Raw genomic sequence first — 12,666 nt, forward strand, 5'->3', positions numbered from 1 at the left:
GGCTTATTTGGGATTGGCCAGCACCGAGAGGGCCGCGACCGACAGGCTGCGTATGGCCGTTGGGATGGCGCTTTCGGCGTCCGGCAGGAAGTAGGGCGAGTGGTTTGTCGGGAGCGGCTCGCCGCGCTTGGCATAATCCGCGATGACCGACGGCAGATAGCCGCCGACACCCAGATAGACCGAGCGCATGCCGCTGGCTGACACCAGTTCGGAATAGTCCTCGCTGGCCGAACCGCCCGGCGCACTGGCCGCGATCAGCGCAATGTCGTCCCACCCCGCCGTGCGCAGGGCAGCTGCGGTTTTTGCAGCGAGATCATCGTCATTGATGACTGATGCCGCGCCCCTGCTGTGATCGATCACCGGTTCGGGCGCCTGCGACATGGTCGCGACGGAGAGTGCCGTGCGCTTCACGCCCTCGACCAGCTGCTCGCGCACCTCCGGCGAGAAGGAGCGCAGCGTCAGGGCCAGCGATGCCGTGTCCGGGATGATATTGGCCGCCGTGCCCGCCTGGAACGAGCCGACCGTCACGACCCCGAACTCAAACGGATCCTTCTGCCGGCTGACCACGGTTTGCACATCCATGACGAAGCGCGCGCCCATCACGATGGGATCGATGGTGCGGCTCGGCATCGAGCCGTGACCGCCCTTGCCCTTGAAAGTGATCCGGATGGTGTCCGAATTGCTGGTAAAGGCACCCTGCTTGACCACGATCCGCCCGACGGGATCATTGCCGACATGGGCCGCAAAGCCGTAATCGGGCTTGGAGAAGCGCGTGAACAGACCGTCCTTGACCATCTTGCGCGCGCCCTGCCCGCTTTCCTCGCCCGGCTGCGCGACGAACAGCATCGTCCCGCGCCACTGGTCCCGCATGGCGAGCATGGCTTTCGCCGTGCCGACCCACCAGGCCATGTGCAGATCATGGCCGCAGCTATGCGCGACGAACGTGGTCTTGCCTTGATACGGCGCCTCACGGGTGCTCGCGAAGGGCGACTGGCTCAGCTCCTTCATCGGCAGGGCATCCATGTCCGCACGGATCAGCACCACCGGCCCCTCGCCATTGCGCAGCACGGCGACGACGCCGGTCCCGCCGACCTTCTCGGAGACCTCCAGCCCCAGCTTGCGCATTTCCAGCGCCAGCCGCGCGGCCGTGCGGGTTTCCGCCAGGCTTAGCTCGGGATTGGCGTGCAGATCGCGGTAGAGCGCGATCAGATCCGGCGTGCTCTGCTTGATGGATTGCTCGATAGCACCGGTCGCCCGCGCATCCACGGTCGCGGCCATGGCCGGACTGGCCAGCGCCGACAGGGCGAGGAGGAACGCGAGAGGGGATTTGAGCATGGCATCTCTCCGGAAAGCAGGAGGCTGGGTGGCACGAACCGGGCCGGAGCATAGACATGGGTCTGGACGAGGTGAAGTTGAAAGTTATGCAGAAGATGCATACTAGTGCATCCGCAGTGTACGGGATGCGCTGAGCGGAAAGGACCATGACCATGCAAGACAGTGCCCAAGGCAGCCACGGAATGGTCACCGCGCCCCATCATTTGGCCAGCGAAGCCGGCCTGTCCATCCTGCGGGATGGCGGCACGGCCATCGAGGCGGCGATTGCCACCGCCGCCTGCCTCGCCGCGGTCTATCCGCACATGACGGGTATCGGCGGGGACGGTTTCTGGCTGATCCACGAGCCAGACGGCCGGGTTTGGGCCATCGACGCCTGCGGGCGCAGTCCTCGGGCGCTAGGCGATGCCTATGCCGGCCTGTCGGCCATTCCCTGGCGCGGGCCGCTCGCCGCCAATACCGTGGCGGGCACGGTCTCCGGATGGGATCTGGCGCGGTCCTCGCTGGCCTCTCCCTTCCCCCTGCATCGCCTGCTCGCGGACGCCATTGCCCATGCCGAACAGGGCGTGGCGGTGACCGCCGGCGGCGCCGAACTGGCCGCGAGCAAATCGGACGAGCTGACATGCGTGCCGGGCGCCTATCGCACGATCTTCGAGCCGGAGGGCCGCCCGCTCCGCGAGGGCGACACGCTGCGCCAGCCGCAACTGGCCGAAACGCTGAGGATGCTGGCCAAGGACGGGCTGGACAGCTTCTATCGCGGCGCGCTGGCCGAGCGAATCGCCGACGATCTCACCCGGCTCGGCAGTCCGGTGACGGCGCAGGATTTGGCGGCCCACCGCGCGACCTCGCCTGCCCCACTCTCCGTGCGGCTGCGCGACGCCATGCTCTACAACACCGCCCCGCCGACTCAGGGCCTCGCGTCGCTGCTGATCCTGGCGCTGTTCGACCGCCTGCCAGCAGAACAGGCCGAAAGCTTCGCGCATTTGCACGGACTGGTGGAGGCAACCAAGCAGGCCTTCCTCGTCCGCGATGCACATGTCGGCGATCCGGCCTTCATGGAGATCGACCCGAAGGCGCTGCTCGATGACGCGGCGGAACTGGACCGGATGGCGCAGGCGATCGATCCGGCGCGCGCCATGCCCTGGCCGCGCCCCTCGGCCCTCGGAGATACCTGCTGGTTCGCCGCCGCCGATGCCCGCGGGCAGGTGGTGAGCTGCATCCAGAGCACCTATTTCGAGTTCGGCTCTGGCCTCGTGCTGCCGCAGAGCGGCATCACATGGCAGAATCGCGGCTGCTCTTTCCGTCTTGCAGACGAGGGGTGGAATGCCCTCAAGCCCGGCCGCAAGCCGTTCCACACCTTGAATCCCGCGCTGGCGCATTTCGATGACGGCCGGGTGATGGCCTATGGCACCATGGGTGGCGAAGGCCAGCCGCAGACGCAGGCCGCTTTGTTCAGCCGCTACGCCCGTTTCGGCGTGCCCTTGCAGCAGGCGATCTCCGCCCCGCGCTGGCTGCTCGGCCGGACATGGGGGGAAGAGAGCACATCACTCAAGCTGGAGGATCGCTTCGACCCGGCGCTTTATGCGCAGCTTCGCGCGGCGGGGCATGAGGTGGAGCTGGTCGCACCGATGACGGCGATGATGGGCCATGCCGGCGCCATCGTCCGCCATGCCGATGGGCAGCTGGAAGGCGCGAGCGATCCGCGCAGCGACGGCAAGGCGGCGGGCTTCTGAAGTCAGTCCGCGCGGGGGCGTGCCGTCAGTGGCCGCTTCCCTGCAGCGAGACATGGGCGGAGACGATGCGCCATCCCTCCGACAGCCGCGCCCAGCTCTGGCTCTGGCGGCCGATGACCTCGCCGCCGATCCGCTGGAACTCGACATTGGCGGTCGCGAAATCATCGCCGAAGGTGGTGATCTCCATGCGCCGGATGGTCCGAGGCGGCGAGCCGCCCGCTCGCGCCTTGCGGAAGGCGAGGATCTCCTCGATCCCGTACAGGCATTCGCCAACCCCATAACGCACCGCGCGGTCCGACTGCCAGAACATGCCATCCAGCATGGCGATGTCATTGTCTCCCAGCGCGCGTTCGTATGCATCCACAAGCGCGGTCACCTCCGCGAGGACGGCGGGCTTGTTGATCTCCATCACGCGCGCGCCTGCCCGCTCGCCGCGTCCATGCCGGCGACGAGGGCCGCCGAATCGGTCACGAAACCAAAGCATTGTTTCACATTGTAGAGCGTCGCCTCGGCGCAGAAGGCCGGCGAGGTGGTCGCCGCGCAATCGGTGAGCAGCACGCAGTCATAGCCCAGGCAATTCGCGTCGATCAGCGTCGCCAGCACGCACTGGTCGCTGTTCACGCCCGCAAACAGCACCGTATCGACCCGCAGATTGCGCAGGATGCTGTCCAGCGGCGTGTCCCAAAAGCCGGACATGCGATATTTGGAGACGCACACGTCCTGCGGGGCGATCGGCAGTTCGTCGACCACGGCCGCCGCCCAGCTCCCTTCTTCCAGAACCGGCGCCCCGTTCGCCAGCGGATCGCCAAGGCCGGTGCCGGTGCCATCCGGCTTGTAGACATGGAGGACCGAGGGGCTGAGGTTCATCCGGTCCGGCCGGTTGCCCCAATTGAGCCAGATGACGGGCACGTCCTCTGCGCGCAGACGCGGCAGCAGCGCCTGCAACGGCGCGATGGGCGAGCGCGCGGCGGAAATATCCACGCCAATCGAGGCCAGCCAGCCATCGGGATGGCAGAAGTCGTTCTGCATATCCACCACGACAATCGCCGTGCGCGCCAGATCGATCTGCAGATTCTGCGGCGCGGCTTCGCAGGCGACAACGCGGCGCGGCTGGTCGCCCTGCGCGAGAATGGCCTCCTGCGCATTCACCTGCCACGCGCGGCGCGGCGAGCTGCCGAGGCGATGATAGGAGGCTGTCTGGTCCGGCATCATGCGTCTCCTGAGAGAAGAGCGATATCGCTGGCATCGAGATCGACCGGCACGCCAGAGCGGATGAGGTCGGAGAAGCCTTCATCGGGTGTCATGACAGTGAGCGTGTAGAGTTTGCCCGGCCCGGTATTCTCGATGACATGCAGGCCGCCGGGCGGCAGCAGCATGGCGCTGCCCCGGCTGAGCGACACGCTGGCTCCATCGCAGGTCGCCCGCCCTTCCCCTTCCAGCACGTAGAAGAACTCGAAGGCGGCCTTGTGGCTGTTCGGCGGGGTCTTGCCGCCGGGCTCGAAAATCTCGACCACGCACACATGTTCGAAGCCGGGCACGGCCTTGTCATGGAGGATCACGAAATAGTTGGTGTCGGTCGGCGCGATGCGGAACGCCTGCAGTTCGGTCGCACGGGAGAGATAGACGGCGGGATTCATGCGCGGGACTCCGGCAAGGGGTAGCGGCTGACATCGGCAAGCAGGCGCGCGAGGCCGCGCCCGGCATGGTCGAGACATTGGGCGCCGTGATCGGCATTGGCGAGGCTGGCATTGCCGATTGCCCCGTCCGGATTGATATCCTGCGTCATCCAGCCAATGCCCACCGCGCCTTCGAGCCGAAGCTCATCATAATCGCGTGCAATGGCCGGGCCGGTCGAGGGAAAATCCGCCAGCAGATCGCGCTTCACCTGCTCGGGGCGCAGGTGGAGCATCATCGAGCTTTCCACCGCGCCAGCATGAATGCCGTGATGCAGCTCATCCTCGCTGAAAAGGCCCTCCGGCACGCCAAAGCCATAGGTGCTCGCGGAGACGGCGAGAGCGCCGTGACGCACCCGCAGCTCGCGCACCAGAATCTCGACAAGCTGGGGCTGGCCACCGTGCGAGTTCAGCACCACGATCTTGCGGAAACCGGCGCGCAGGACGGACTCGGCGATATCGATCCAGTAGCGCAGCAGCGTCTCAGTCCCGACGGTCAGCGTCCCGGGGAAGGCCATATGCTCATTGCTCTTGCCGATGGCGAGCATCGGCAGCGCGACGACGCGCACGCCGTCCGCCAAGTGACGCGCTGCTGCCGCGACGACACCCGCATTGATATCGGCATCGACAGAGACCGGCAGATGCGGCCCGTGCTGCTCGATAGCAGCGACCGGCATAAGGGCAATATCGCGCGCGGCATCCACCGACTGGAAGTCGCGGGTCGTCATATCCTGCCAATATTCAAGCATTGCCTTTATTCCTCAAAACAGCAGGAACGTTGCCGGACGCAACCGCGCCCGCCGCTGTGTTTCTGCCCTATTTCGGCGACCCAATCTACGACCCGCACGCGCAAATCCCAGATTCCCCTCTTCTCTTAGTAAGCAGTTTATGTATAACTACTGCTCGACCGAGCGCAAGGATGATCGCGATCCGCCCCGGCGCCGCGCAGGATTGAAACGGAATCGAAGCCTATGAACTTGAATGGTCTGATCGACGCACTGAAGGGGCCGAAGGTCATCACCGATGCCGCAGCGGTGCGCCGGATGAGCCGCGACTATTACTGGTACAGCCCCATCCTCAAGCGCCAGCTCGCCGACGTAACCGGCGACGTGCTGCTGGAAGCGCATTCCGAAGCCGACATTCTGGAAATCGCGGCGGCCTGCTACGCCCATGACGTGCCGTTGACGGTGCGCGGCGGCGGCACCGGCAATTACGGCCAGGCCATGCCGATCCGGGGCGGCGCGCTGCTCGACATGCGCGCGATGGACCAGCTCCTCTGGGTGAAGGACGGCGTGTGCCGCGTGCAGGCCGGCAAGCGCCTCATCACGCTCGATCAGGAACTGGCCGAGCATGGCTATGAAATGCGCCTGCACCCTTCCACCCGCACCGTCGCGACCGTCGGCGGGTTCATTGCCGGCGGGTCCGGCGGCGTCGGCTCGATCAACTGGGGGATGTTGCGGGAGACCGGCAACATCCTCGGCGCCCGGCTCGTGACGCTGGAAGCCGAGCCGCGCGTGCTCGAACTGCGCGGCGCGGACATTGCCAAGTTCAACCACAGCTATGGCGTGACCGGCATCATCACCGAGCTGGAATTGCCGCTCGCCAATGCGCAATGGTGGATCGATGCGGTCGTCACGTTCGACGATCTGCTGAGCGCCGCCCGCTTCGGCAAGGCGTTCGCCGAAAGTCCGGGCCTGGTGAAGAAGCAGTGCGGGGTGATGGCCCCGCCGATCGCCCACACCTATCTGCGCCCCATCGCGCACTATGTGCGCGCCGATGAAGCCTGCGCGCTGGTGATGGTCGCCAGCCAGTCCTGGGAAGGGTTCGAGACGCTCGTCGCCGCTCATGGCGGACGCATCGCGCACGATAGCCGCACCGCGCCTGCCACGGGCAAGCGCGTGCCGCTCTACGAGCTGTGCTGGAATCACACGACGCTGCAGGCGCTCAAGGTCGACCCGACGCTGACCTATTTGCAAACGCTGCTGCCGGCCCAAAATTGCGTGGAACTGGCCGACGAACTCCAGCGCCATTTCGGCGAGGAGGTGATGTTTCACCTCGAATTTACCCGCAGCGGCCCGGCCATAAGCTGCTCAGCCATCCAGATGGTGCGCTTCACCACCGAGGAGCGACTGAACGAGATCATGGCCTATCATGAGCAGCGCGGCTGCCGTCAGTTCAACCCGCATGTCTACACCATCGAGGAAGGCGGCATGAAGCAGGTCAACCACGTCCAGTTGGCCTTCAAGCGGGAAGTCGACCCCAAGGGCCTGCTCAACCCCGGCAAGATGCTGGCCTGGGACAATCAAGACGCGCTCGCGGACATCTGAAAGAAGGAAGGTTGCATGGTTTCGGTTGCGAATAATGAACTGATGACGCGCGTTGGCCCCGGCACACCGATGGGCACCGTCATGCGCCAATATTGGATTCCGGCCTGCGCCTCATCGGAGATCGCTGCGGACGGCGCGCCGCTGCGCCTGATGCTGCTCGGAGAGAAGCTGCTCGCTTTCCGCGATAGCGAGGGCCGGGTCGGCGTGATGGACCATCGCTGCCCGCATCGCTGCGCCTCGCTCTTCTTCGGGCGGAACGAAAAGGGCGGCATTCGCTGCGTGTACCATGGCTGGAAGTTCGACGTGAACGGCAAGTGCCTGGATATGCCGAACGTCTCCGAAGCCGACGCCGCCAAGTTCCAGCCGCGCGTCCATGCCAAGGTGTATCGCACCGCTGAGCGCGCTGGCGTGGTGTGGGTGTATATGGGCGAGCGCGAAACGCCGCCGCCCCTCCCCTGCATCGAAGCCACGATGCTGCCGGATGCCGAACTGCGCGTGACGCTCACCCAGCGCGAGTGCAACTGGCTGCAGGCGCTGGAAGGTGACATCGACACCAGCCACTTCGGCTTCCTGCATGTCGGCAGCGTGGCCGACGACGAAGTCGATGCGACCAACATGCACAGCGTCGCGGTGACCAAGCGCGCGCCCGACTTCAAGGTGACGGATACCGACTGGGGCACGATGGCCGGCGCCTATCGCCCCTCTGCCGATGGCGAGGGCCTCTACTGGCGCATCTGCCAGTATATCTTCCCTTTCTGGGCGCTGTTCCCGGATGGCACCTTCTCCGACAACGTCACCGCCAATGCCTGGGTGCCGATGGACGATACCCATACCATGGTGATCAACTTCGCCTGGGTGAAGCGCACCCAGCCGCTGCGCACCACGGTGGATGGCAACACCATCGCGGGTCTGGAATTCCGCCACAATTTCCTGCCCAACAGCAGCGACTGGTTCGGCCGCTGGAAGCTCGCCCAGAATGCCGAGAATGACTATGAGGTGGATCGCACCGCGCAGAATGAGGTGAGCTTCACCGGCGTGACCGGCATCACCCTGCAGGACCAGTATATCACCGAGAGCATGGGCGACATCGTGGACCGCTCGAACGAGCATCTCGTCACCAGCGATCTGATGATCATGCAGACCCGCAAGCGCATCATCAAGGCAGCCCGCGCGCTGCAGGATGCCGGCACGGTGCCCCCCGGCGTGGACGATCCCGAGATCGTCAACGGCGCGCGCGGTGGCGCCTATAATGCGCCCGTCGATGCGGACTGGATGGAAGAATATCAGGCCCAGCTCGCCGCGGCCATCGGCCCGACGCGGGATAATTGAAAGACGGGTATGGCGCTCAGTTCAGGCTGAGCGCCGCGTCCAGCAGATTGCGCATCAGCATGGTGCGGGTCATCGGCCCCACCGAGCCGTGGCGCGGCGTCACCCAGCCGGCCACCTGCGCCACATCCTCGGCAATGTCCGACACCATCTGCCCGTCGACATAGGTAATCCCGACGCCGACGACGCAGGCGCCGGGTCGCACCATGTCGGCACGCACAAGATCGGGCTGGCCGGCTGCGGCGATGATCACGTCGCTCTCGCGCAGCATAGGCGTCATATCCGCCATGCCGCGATGAAGCACGGTGACGACCGCATCGACATCCCTGTCAGCCAGCATCGCCGCGAGCGGCCGACCGACCAGCAGCCCGCGCCCGATGATCGCGACGCGGCGCCCGGCCAGCGGCACATCATACTCACGCAGCAGAGCGAGGATCGCGCTCGGCGTGCAGGGCCGCAACGCCGGCTGACCGGACAGCATCCGCCCCAGATTGAGGGGGTGGAGCCCGTCCACATCCTTGTCCGGGCTGATCGCCTCGATCACCGCGCCGGCATCGATGTGCGCAGGGAGCGGCAGTTGCACGATCAGCCCATGACAGGCGGCGTCGCGGTTGAGGATGTCGATCAGCGCCAGCAGATCGGCCTCCGAGATGCTGGCGGGGAGATCGATCTGGCGGGAGGAAAAGCCAAGCGCCTCGCAATCCTGATGCTTGCGCGAGACATAGGCCCGGCTTGCCTCATCATCGCCCACGAGAACCGTGACGAGGCAGGGACGGTGCCCCGCCCGCACGAACGCGCTCTCGTCCGCCCGCGCCTTGATCCGCGCGCGCCATGCTGCCGCAGTGGCATCGCCATCGAGAATCATAGGCATCAGCGCAGGCCGACCGAAGGATCGATGAAGCGGTTGGTCACCACATCCTGCGGCTTCACATTCGGCTTGGCGCGGATGTCGAGATAGGGCTTGAGCCGTGAGAGGAGCACATTGCTGCGGGTCATGTCGAAATCGCCCAAAGTCTTGTTTGGCCCGTTGCCGACAATGCCGCGCGAGAGCGAAACGGCAGAGGCCGCTGCCAGCAACTCACGCGAGGTCTTCCACCAGGGCGCCGCGAAGCCACCCTCGTTGAACCGGTAGATCAGGTCGTTCACCTCGCCCGGCGCGCGGATATAATCCACCTGTGCGCGTTGCAGCAGCGGCACCAGCCCCTTGAGGCACGGGGCCAGCTCGTTGAGCCGGTTTGTCGCGACCGAGACCATACCGGGATAAAGCGGATAGCCCATGTCCGAGAGCAGCAGAAAATCGACCGGCTTGTTCCAGCGCTTGCCATGGGCGAACTGATAGCCCTCGCTGGTGATGCTGCCCTGATTGAGCCAGCGCCCGCGATTCAGGACGAAGGTTTCGGCGTCGCCATTATAGCCCTCCTGCACCGCATCCTTGGGCAGGCCGTTATTGATGAGATAGCGCCCGAATGTGCGCCGGGTTGTAGAGAGGTAGATCTTGCCTTTCCCCGACCGTGCGTACGCCCGCAGGTCCGCTACCGAGCGGAAGCCGCGCGGATAGGTCGCGCGATCCCAGAACAAGCCCATGGGCGATTTGTCGAGCATCGCCACCACGCCCGTAGCCGGGAAGCGGCGCGAGAAGATGAAGGCATTATCCTGATCGACCAGCGCCAGATGCGGACGCAGGCCCGCGCGGCTATTGCCCATGTAGAGCGCGGAAAACGGCGTCTCGGCATCGCCAAGGCCGATGCCCTTGCCGCCCACCAGGATCAGCAGGTCGATCCCGGTCGCGCCGAGCGGGCCTTGGTAGCGCCCCTGGCTCATCTTGCCCCCGCCGCCAATCAGCTGGAACAGCCCGCCATGCTCGGCCTGCGGCAACCAGTCGAGCTGCACGACGACCGGATTGGGGCAGACCCTGGCCAACGGTGTGCGGTAATGCTCCCGGGCGAAGGCGCCCGGCGCGACCGGCGCAGCCTGCGCGCCCGCGCCGAGCAAGGCCAGCGCGGCCAACACGGCATGACGTGCCCGCCGCATCATCCCTTCGCCCCGGCCGAATCGTGCCAGTGAGAGAAGAGCCGGTCGCCAAGCCAGCCGAAGAACAGATAGACGCCGATCGACATCACCGCTGAGACGATCAGCGCCGCGTACATCTGCTCGTAGAGAAAATCGATCTTCGAGTTGACCAGCATCTGGCCCAGCCCGCCATCGCCCGAGACGAAGAACAGCTCGGAGACGATGGCGCCGATCACCGCGAGGCTCGCCGCAATCCGAATGCCGGCAAAGAGCGACGGCAGCGCGGACGGGATGCCCGCCTTGAGCAACGTCGTGCCCCAGCCTGCTCCTTCCAGCCGGAACAGCTCCCCAATGCCCTTGTCGAGGCTCTTGAGGCCGAGCAGCAAAGTCGTGGGAATGGCGAAGAAGGTAAACAGGGCGACGATCAGCACCTTGGGCAGGAAGCCGAAGCCGAGCAGCGACTGGATAAGCGGGATGATCGCCAGCACCGGGATCGACTGCAGCACAACCAGATAAGGCGCGACGGCCCGCTCGATCCAGAAGGAGCGGAACATGAGGACGCCGAGCAGCATGCCGCCCGGAATCGACACGGCCAGACCCGTGAGCGCGATCTGCGCCGTCACGCCGGCGGCACGCAGCAGTTCCGCGCGGACGGCGGCTGAAGCAAAGGCGCCTTCCCAGATCTCGCTGGGGCCGGGCATCAGGAACTGGCGATACTCCTCAAGACCGGCGCGCGCATAAGCGTAGCAGGCCGCAAGCACGAGGCCGAGCAGCAGCGGAGGCAGCAGTCGCGCGACCCAGCGAGCAGCAGGACTGGCCTTGGTGCGAGCGGCGCGGGGCGGAAAATAAGTCGCTTTGGTCATTCCTCACTTCCCGATGCATCCCGCAGCGCCGCCGAGAGCGTGCCGCACAGTTCCGCGAATTGCGGCGAGAAGCGCACCGCATCATCGCGCGGAAACGGGAACGGGATGTCGTAGGTGCCGACAATGCGGCCCGGTCGCGCAGACATGACGATGACGCGGGACGACATGAACACCGCCTCCGACACGGAGTGCGTCACGAACATCGCCGCGAATTGCTGACGCAACTGCAGGGTCTGCACTTCATCGTTGAGCCGCTCGCGCGTGATCTCGTCCAGCGCGCCGAAGGGCTCGTCGAACATGAACAGCGTGGGATCGAGGGTCAGGGCGCGGGCCAGCGACACGCGCATCTTCATGCCGCCGGAGAGATGCTTGGGATATTGCTCCTCAAAGCCGCTCAGACCGACCAGCGCGATCTTCTCCTGCGCCACCCGGCGCCGCTCCTCCCGCCCGACGCCGCGCAATTCGAGCAGAAGCTCGACGTTGCGGCGCACCGTGCGCCAGGGCAGCAGCGTCGCATCCTGGAAGGTGAAGGCGATGTGGGAGCGATCGGCGTGGAGCGCGCCGTCGGTATAGTCGATCAGCCCGGCGGCGATGCGCAGCAAGGTGGACTTGCCGCAGCCCGAGGGCCCCAAAATGCTGATGAACTCGCCGGGGCGGATATCGAGATTAATGCCCCGCAGGGCCTCGACGCCTGTCCCGAACGTCAGCGAGACGTCCTGGAAGGAAACGATCGGCGCGGCGGCGTCGGCCGCGCCCTGATTCGGGTCAACGCGGCGATCGCCCATGATCAGAAAGCCAGCATTTCTTTGCGGACCTTCGCCAGGAACTTGGCCGCGCGCGCTTCCGTCATGTTATTGATCCCATAGAGGGCGAGATAATCCACCTTCACCTTCTTGTTGCACACAACGCGCAGGAAGCGCGTGGCATTCGAGCGCGGCGGATCGAACAGGTAGAGCGCCCGGAGCCGGTCCACGCCATAGGTCGTCACGCTGGTCAGCTTGCGGATGTTTGCGAGGCCCGGCGTCAGCTTGCCGTCCACCATCTTGAACGAGACATCGGGCAGGAACACCCGATCGAAATAGCCCTTGAGCATCGCCGGCCAGCCGAAATTCCAGACCGGATGGCAGAGCACCACCGCATCCGCCGCCTGCAGCCGGTCGACATAGGGCTTGATGCGGCGCTGGTTGATCGCGACGTCATGATAGATCGTCCGGTCTTCCTCATTGAGGATCGGATCGAAATTCTCCGCATAGAGATCCAGATCATCGACCTCGTGCCCCGCCTCGATCAGGCTGGAGACAACCGTGTTGTGAATGTCGACCGCGAGGCCCGTCTTCAGCGGATAGGCATATATAACATGAACTTTCATGCCGATAGTTATACATAAACTGCTTACTAAGAC

The 12,666-nt window shown here is 65.4% G+C and carries 13 protein-coding genes; 3 read left to right on the forward strand and 10 right to left on the reverse strand.

Annotated features, from left to right (window positions below; genetic code table 11):
• Positions 1-3: 3 nt before the first annotated feature.
• Positions 4-1,335: an amidohydrolase gene (locus tag M2339_RS10500; protein ID WP_264606330.1), complete on the reverse strand. Its 1,332-nt coding sequence runs from the start codon at positions 1,333-1,335 to the stop codon at positions 4-6.
• A 152-nt stretch (positions 1,336-1,487) separates the two neighbouring features.
• On the opposite strand from M2339_RS10500, the gene M2339_RS10505 reads away from it, so the two are divergent.
• On the forward strand, positions 1,488-3,065 hold the full coding sequence (locus tag M2339_RS10505; protein WP_264588318.1) for a gamma-glutamyltransferase family protein: 1,578 nt from the start codon (positions 1,488-1,490) through the stop codon (positions 3,063-3,065).
• 25 nt (positions 3,066-3,090) lie between these two features.
• Here M2339_RS10505 and hpxZ read toward each other — a convergent pair whose 3' ends face one another.
• From hpxZ to M2339_RS10525, 4 genes are read right to left on the reverse strand one after another with little or no spacing between them, the layout of a single operon-like run.
• Positions 3,091-3,474 (reverse strand): oxalurate catabolism protein HpxZ, encoded by a 384-nt coding sequence (gene hpxZ, locus M2339_RS10510; RefSeq protein ID WP_264574561.1) that lies wholly within the window; start codon positions 3,472-3,474, stop codon positions 3,091-3,093.
• Complete coding sequence (locus tag M2339_RS10515; protein ID WP_264574560.1) at positions 3,474-4,274, reverse strand: cysteine hydrolase family protein; 801 nt, start codon at positions 4,272-4,274, stop codon at positions 3,474-3,476. The genes hpxZ and M2339_RS10515 overlap by 1 nt, the downstream gene beginning before the upstream one ends.
• Entirely contained in the window at positions 4,274-4,702 is a 429-nt protein-coding gene (locus tag M2339_RS10520; RefSeq protein WP_264574559.1) for a cupin domain-containing protein, read from the reverse strand. The genes M2339_RS10515 and M2339_RS10520 overlap by 1 nt, the downstream gene beginning before the upstream one ends.
• A complete protein-coding gene (locus M2339_RS10525) occupies positions 4,699-5,487 on the reverse strand; it encodes a creatininase family protein (RefSeq protein WP_264586657.1) in 789 nt (262 codons plus the stop codon). The genes M2339_RS10520 and M2339_RS10525 overlap by 4 nt, the downstream gene beginning before the upstream one ends.
• 222 nt (positions 5,488-5,709) lie before the next feature.
• On the opposite strand from M2339_RS10525, the gene M2339_RS10530 reads away from it, so the two are divergent.
• Both M2339_RS10530 and M2339_RS10535 read left to right on the forward strand, forming a co-directional pair.
• A complete protein-coding gene (locus tag M2339_RS10530) occupies positions 5,710-7,065 on the forward strand; it encodes an FAD-binding oxidoreductase (RefSeq protein ID WP_264586656.1) in 1,356 nt (451 codons plus the stop codon).
• A 15-nt stretch (positions 7,066-7,080) separates the two neighbouring features.
• Positions 7,081-8,394, forward strand: coding sequence for a Rieske 2Fe-2S domain-containing protein (locus tag M2339_RS10535; RefSeq protein ID WP_264586655.1), 1,314 nt, complete (start codon positions 7,081-7,083; stop codon positions 8,392-8,394).
• Between the two features lie 16 nt (positions 8,395-8,410).
• Here the strand turns inward: M2339_RS10535 and M2339_RS10540 are convergent, their stop codons facing one another.
• The 5 genes from M2339_RS10540 to M2339_RS10560 are packed head-to-tail and all read right to left on the reverse strand — an operon-like array spanning position 8,411 to position 12,633.
• Positions 8,411-9,262, reverse strand: coding sequence for a bifunctional 5,10-methylenetetrahydrofolate dehydrogenase/5,10-methenyltetrahydrofolate cyclohydrolase (locus tag M2339_RS10540; RefSeq protein WP_264586654.1), 852 nt, complete (start codon positions 9,260-9,262; stop codon positions 8,411-8,413).
• Positions 9,262-10,425, reverse strand: coding sequence for a hypothetical protein (locus M2339_RS10545; protein WP_264586653.1), 1,164 nt, complete (start codon positions 10,423-10,425; stop codon positions 9,262-9,264). Before M2339_RS10545 ends, M2339_RS10540 begins: the two co-directional genes overlap by 1 nt.
• Positions 10,422-11,264 (reverse strand): ABC transporter permease, encoded by an 843-nt coding sequence (locus M2339_RS10550; RefSeq protein WP_264586652.1) that lies wholly within the window; start codon positions 11,262-11,264, stop codon positions 10,422-10,424. The genes M2339_RS10545 and M2339_RS10550 overlap by 4 nt, the downstream gene beginning before the upstream one ends.
• Positions 11,261-12,049, reverse strand: a complete 789-nt coding sequence (locus M2339_RS10555) for an ABC transporter ATP-binding protein (protein WP_264586651.1) — start codon at positions 12,047-12,049, stop codon at positions 11,261-11,263. Before M2339_RS10555 ends, M2339_RS10550 begins: the two co-directional genes overlap by 4 nt.
• Positions 12,050-12,051: 2 nt before the next feature.
• Positions 12,052-12,633, reverse strand: a complete 582-nt coding sequence (locus M2339_RS10560) for an NAD(P)H-dependent oxidoreductase (RefSeq protein WP_264586650.1) — start codon at positions 12,631-12,633, stop codon at positions 12,052-12,054.
• Positions 12,634-12,666 lie beyond the last annotated feature (33 nt).

It is taken from the genome of Sphingobium sp. B2D3C (assembly GCF_025961835.1).
Taxonomy (GTDB): domain Bacteria; phylum Pseudomonadota; class Alphaproteobacteria; order Sphingomonadales; family Sphingomonadaceae; genus Sphingobium.

Coding starts and splice junctions, on each gene's coding strand:
- M2339_RS10500 (WP_264606330.1), bottom strand. CDS start 1,335: ATGCTCAAATCCCCTCTCGCGTTCCTCCTCGCCCTGTCGGCGCTGGCC.
- M2339_RS10505 (WP_264588318.1), top strand. CDS start 1,488: ATGCAAGACAGTGCCCAAGGCAGCCACGGAATGGTCACCGCGCCCCAT.
- hpxZ (WP_264574561.1), bottom strand. CDS start 3,474: ATGGAGATCAACAAGCCCGCCGTCCTCGCGGAGGTGACCGCGCTTGTG.
- M2339_RS10515 (WP_264574560.1), bottom strand. CDS start 4,274: ATGCCGGACCAGACAGCCTCCTATCATCGCCTCGGCAGCTCGCCGCGC.
- M2339_RS10520 (WP_264574559.1), bottom strand. CDS start 4,702: ATGAATCCCGCCGTCTATCTCTCCCGTGCGACCGAACTGCAGGCGTTC.
- M2339_RS10525 (WP_264586657.1), bottom strand. CDS start 5,487: ATGCTTGAATATTGGCAGGATATGACGACCCGCGACTTCCAGTCGGTG.
- M2339_RS10530 (WP_264586656.1), top strand. CDS start 5,710: ATGAACTTGAATGGTCTGATCGACGCACTGAAGGGGCCGAAGGTCATC.
- M2339_RS10535 (WP_264586655.1), top strand. CDS start 7,081: ATGGTTTCGGTTGCGAATAATGAACTGATGACGCGCGTTGGCCCCGGC.
- M2339_RS10540 (WP_264586654.1), bottom strand. CDS start 9,262: ATGCCTATGATTCTCGATGGCGATGCCACTGCGGCAGCATGGCGCGCG.
- M2339_RS10545 (WP_264586653.1), bottom strand. CDS start 10,425: ATGATGCGGCGGGCACGTCATGCCGTGTTGGCCGCGCTGGCCTTGCTC.
- M2339_RS10550 (WP_264586652.1), bottom strand. CDS start 11,264: ATGACCAAAGCGACTTATTTTCCGCCCCGCGCCGCTCGCACCAAGGCC.
- M2339_RS10555 (WP_264586651.1), bottom strand. CDS start 12,049: ATGGGCGATCGCCGCGTTGACCCGAATCAGGGCGCGGCCGACGCCGCC.
- M2339_RS10560 (WP_264586650.1), bottom strand. CDS start 12,633: ATGAAAGTTCATGTTATATATGCCTATCCGCTGAAGACGGGCCTCGCG.